The 4,558-nt window shown below is 73.9% G+C and carries 3 protein-coding genes and 1 pseudogene; 3 read left to right on the forward strand and 1 reads right to left on the reverse strand.

The window, feature by feature from the left end:
* From cobT to CCN42_RS38235, 3 genes are all read left to right on the forward strand, one after another.
* Positions 1-1,964 (forward strand): nicotinate-nucleotide--dimethylbenzimidazole phosphoribosyltransferase (gene cobT / locus CCN42_RS38225; protein WP_245877663.1); only part of this gene is annotated, 1,964 nt, incomplete at its 5' end.
* A gap of 140 nt (positions 1,965-2,104) precedes the next feature.
* Positions 2,105-3,337: a uroporphyrinogen-III C-methyltransferase gene (gene cobA / locus CCN42_RS38230; RefSeq protein WP_086741831.1), complete on the forward strand. Its 1,233-nt coding sequence runs from the start codon at positions 2,105-2,107 to the stop codon at positions 3,335-3,337.
* 64 nt (positions 3,338-3,401) lie between these two features.
* On the forward strand, positions 3,402-4,220 hold the full coding sequence (locus tag CCN42_RS38235) for a TrmH family RNA methyltransferase (RefSeq protein WP_086741832.1): 819 nt from the start codon (positions 3,402-3,404) through the stop codon (positions 4,218-4,220).
* Positions 4,221-4,257: 37 nt separating this feature from the next.
* Here the strand turns inward: CCN42_RS38235 and CCN42_RS38240 are convergent.
* A pseudogene (locus CCN42_RS38240) lies at positions 4,258-4,558 on the reverse strand (serine/threonine protein kinase); the annotation flags it as partial.

Below are 4,558 nucleotides of genomic sequence, written 5' to 3' on the forward strand. Positions count from 1 at the left end.
GCGTGGTCACGGCTCCGGAGGGCCAGGCCGCAGTCGCGCCCCGGCCGGAGCCCGCCGTCCCGGTCCCCGGCCCGCGCGAGGCGGAGCCGGCGGCGGCCCCCGTGGCGGCCGAGGCGGACGCGGACATGGCGCTCGTACAGCGGGCCGACGACCTCGACACCCGGGGCGCCGGCCAGGAAGACCAGGAAGAAGAGGGCACGGCCCCCGTGGCAGAAGCACGACAGTCCACCGGCCCGGCCGCGCCCGCTTACGACGACGCCGAGCGTGAGGCCGTCCTCAAGGTCATGCGCGAGCGGCGCGACATCCGCAACGGCTTCCGCAGCGACCCCATCCCGCACGAGGTGCTGCTGCGCGTCCTGGAGGCGGCCCACACCGCGCCCTCCGTCGGCCACTCGCAGCCCTGGGACTTCGTCGTCATCCGCTCGGCGGAGACCCGCCGCACGATGCACGAGCTGGCGATGCGCCAGCGGGAGGCGTACGCGAAGTCGCTGCCCAAGGGCCGGGCGAAGCAGTTCAAGGAACTGAAGATCGAGGCGATCCTCGACACCCCGGTGAACATCGTCGTCACCGCGGACCCGACCCGCGGCGGCCGCCACACCCTCGGCCGCCACACCCAGCCGCAGATGGCGCCGTACTCCGCCGCCCTCGCGGTGGAGAACCTGTGGCTCGCCGCCCGCGCGGAGGGTCTGGGTGTCGGCTGGGTCAGCTTCTTCGACGAGCGTGAGATGGTCCGCGCCCTCGACCTGCCCGAGCACCTGGAGGTCATCGCGTACCTCTGCGTCGGGTACGTCGACGAGTTCCCGGACGAGCCCGAGCTGATGCAGGCCGGCTGGTCCAAGCGCCGCCCGCTGTCCTGGGTGGTCCACGAGGAGACGTACGGCCGTCGCGCGCTGCCCGGCGAGGAGCCGCACGATCTGCTCGCCGAGACCGTCGCCCAGATCCGCCCGCTCGACGCCAAGGCGCTCGGCGAGGCCTGGGAGCGGCAGAAGCGCATGACGAAGCCGGCCGGTGCGCTCGGCATGCTGGAGATCATCTCCGCGCAGCTGGCCGGCCTGTCCCGCCAGTGCCCGCCGCCGATCCCGGAGCCCGCGGCCGTCGCGATCTTCGCCGGCGACCACGGTGTGCACGCCCAGGGCGTCACCCCGTGGCCGCAGGAGGTCACCGCGCAGATGGTGGCGAACTTCCTCGGCGGGGGAGCGGTCTGCAACGCGTTCGCCAATCAGGTGGGCGCCGAGGTCTGCATCGTCGACGTCGGTGTCGCCGCCGACCTGCCGGCCACCCCGGGCCTGCTGCCCCGCAAGGTCCGGCCGGGCACGGCCGACATGACCACCGGTCCGGCGATGACCCGCGAGGAGGTCAAGCAGGCCATCGAGGTCGGCATCGAGACCGCCCGCGACCTGGTCGCGGCCGGCAACAAGGCGCTGCTGACCGGCGAGATGGGCATCGCGAACACCACCGTGTCCGCCGCCCTGATCTCCGTCTTCACGGACACCGACCCGGCCGAGGTGACCGGCCGCGGCACCGGCATCAACGACGAGACGCTGGCCCGCAAGACCGAGGTGGTGCGCCGCGCCATCGAGCTGCACCAGCCGGACCCGGCCGACCCCATCGGCGTCCTCGCCGCGATCGGCGGCCTGGAGCACGCGGCCATGGTCGGTCTGCTCCTCGGCGGCGCGTCCCTGCGGACGCCGGTGATCCTCGACGGCGTCAGCGCGGGCGCCGCGGCCCTCGTGGCCCGCGCCATCGCACCCGAGGTGCTGGCGGCCTGCATCGCGGGCCACCGCAGCGCGGAGCCCGGTCACGTGGCCGCCCTGAACAAGCTGGGCCTGCGCCCCCTGGTCGATCTCGACCTCCGCCTCGGCGAGGGCACCGGCGCCCTCCTGGCTCTCCCGATGGTCCAGAGCACGGCCCGGGCGATGCACGAGGTGGCGACGTTCGACTCGGCGGGCGTCACCGAGAAGTAGGCGCGCCCCACGGGGCGGTCCGGTGTTCAGCCATCGGACCGCCCCTGCCGCCTGCCCCGTCCGCCCTCTAAAATCCGCACGTCAGGGCTGCTCCGATGCCGAAGCGCCCCCCGCCTGCCCGCACGAGGAGCCGTCCCCTCATGGCCGAACACCCCGCCTATCCCGTAGGCCTCCGCCTGACCGGCCGCCGGGTCGTCGTCCTCGGCGGCGGCCAGGTCGCCCAGCGCCGCCTCCCGGCCCTGATCGCGGCGGGCGCCGACATCCGCCTCGTCTCTCCCGAGGCCACCCCGTCCGTGGAGGCGATGGCGGACGCGGGCGAGATCACCTGGGAGCGGCGCCCGTACGCCGACGGCGACCTCGCCGACGCCTGGTACGCCCTGATCGCCACCAGCGACACCGAGGCCAACCGCGCCGCCTCCGCCGAGGCGGAACGCCACCGGGTGTGGTGCGTGCGTTCCGACGACGCCGACGCGGCCACCGCCTGGACCCCGGCGACGGGCCACAGCGAGGGCGTCACGGTCGCGGTCCTCACGACCGACACCAGGTCCCGCGACCCCCGCCACACCGCCGCCGTCCGTGACGCGGTGGTCGAGGGCCTGCGCGACGGCACCCTCGTCGCCCCGCACCACCGCACCCGCACCCCGGGCGTCGCCCTGGTCGGCGGCGGCCCCGGCGACCCGGACCTGATCACGGTGCGCGGCCGGCGCCTGCTCGCGGAGGCGGACGTGGTCATCGCCGACCGCCTCGGCCCGCGCGACCTCCTCGCGGAGCTGCCCCCGCACGTCGAGGTGATCGACGCGGCGAAGATCCCGTACGGCCGTTTCATGGCCCAGGAGGCCATCAACAACGCGCTCATCGAGCACGCCAAGCAGGGCAAGTCGGTCGTCCGGCTGAAGGGCGGCGACCCGTACGTGTTCGGCCGGGGCATGGAGGAACTGCAGGCACTCGCCGAGGCGGGCATCCCCTGCACGGTCGTCCCCGGCATCTCCAGCTCGATCTCGGTCCCGGGCGCGGCGGGCATCCCCGTCACCCACCGGGGCGTCGCCCACGAGTTCACGGTGGTCAGCGGCCATGTCGCCCCGGACGACGAGCGTTCCCTGGTCGACTGGCCGTCGCTCGCCAAGCTCACCGGCACACTGGTGGTCCTCATGGGCGTCGACAAGATCGGCAAGATCGCCGAGACCCTGATCGCGCACGGCAAGTCCCCGCAGACCCCGGTCGCCCTGGTGCAGGAGGGCACGACGGCGGCCCAGCGCCGGGTCGACGCCACCCTGGCCACGGTCGCCGAGACGGTCCGCACCCGGGAGGTCAGGCCTCCGGCGGTGATCGTCATCGGAGAGGTCGTCGGCGTCGGCCCCGCGACCTCGGCATAACCCGGGGTAACAGCACCCGTCCCGAGTCGTTGGCAGCCCATCCAGAGCAAGGCAGTATCACCCTGTGGCCGATCTCATCACCGTCGAGGACCCCGACGACCCGCGCCTGTACGACTACACCGGCCTGACCGACGTCGAGCTGCGCCGCAGACGCGAACCCGCCGAGGGCCTGTTCATCGCCGAGGGCGAGAAGGTCATCCGGCGGGCCAAGGACGCCGGGTACGAGATGCGGTCGATGCTGCTCTCCGCCAAGTGGGTCGACGCCATGCGCGACGTCATCGACGAGCTCCCGGCCCCCGTCTACGTGGTCGACCCGGAACTCGCCGAACGCGTCACCGGCTACCATGTGCACCGCGGCGCGCTCGCCTCCATGCAGCGCAAGCCGCTGCCCACGGCGGCCGGCCTGCTCCGCACCGCCCGCCGCGTCGTGGTCATGGAGGGGGTCAACGACCACACCAACATCGGCGCCATCTTCCGCTCGGCGGCAGCCCTCGGCATGGACGCGGTGCTGCTCTCCCCGGACTGCGCCGACCCCCTCTACCGCCGCAGCGTGAAGGTCTCCATGGGCGCGGTCTTCTCCGTCCCGTACGCCCGTCTCGACACCTGGCCCAAGAGCCTGGAGTCGGTCCGCGAGGCCGGCTTCACCCTCCTCGCCCTCACCCCCGACGAGAAGGCCAGGCCCCTCGACGAAGCCGCCCCGCACCGCATGGACCGGGTCGCCCTGATGCTCGGCGCCGAGGGCGACGGCCTGACCACCCAGGCCCTGGTCGCCGCCGACGAATGGGTCCGCATCCCCATGTCCCACGGCGTGGACTCGCTCAACGTGGGCGCCGCGGCGGCGGTCGCCTTCTACGCGGTCGCGACGGGCCGCCCCCAGCCGTGACGACGACGGCCCGGACGCCCGGCATCGAGCCGTACGGCTACTCGGACAGCTCGAACGTGGACTCGTACCGCTGGAGCATCAACGGTTCGCCGTCCAGCGGACGGTAGTCGGTCCGCACCTGCTCCTGCCGCTCGCGGCCCCCGCCCGGCTCGTCGCCGAGCCCCCGGGCCGGTCCCTGGCAGCCCTGCACCACGGCGATGCCCAGCGCCACGAGCAGGGTCACCACGACGAACACGAACAGGCGCTGCCGCAGCAGCCGAGGATTGGCGGGCCGCAGCCCCGTCCCGGTGTTCCGGGGCGTCGGCCGCCCGGGACCGCCGCGCGGCACCGGACGCTTC

The sequence above is a fragment of the Streptomyces glaucescens genome, from assembly GCF_002154375.1.
GTDB lineage: Bacteria > Actinomycetota > Actinomycetes > Streptomycetales > Streptomycetaceae > Streptomyces > Streptomyces glaucescens.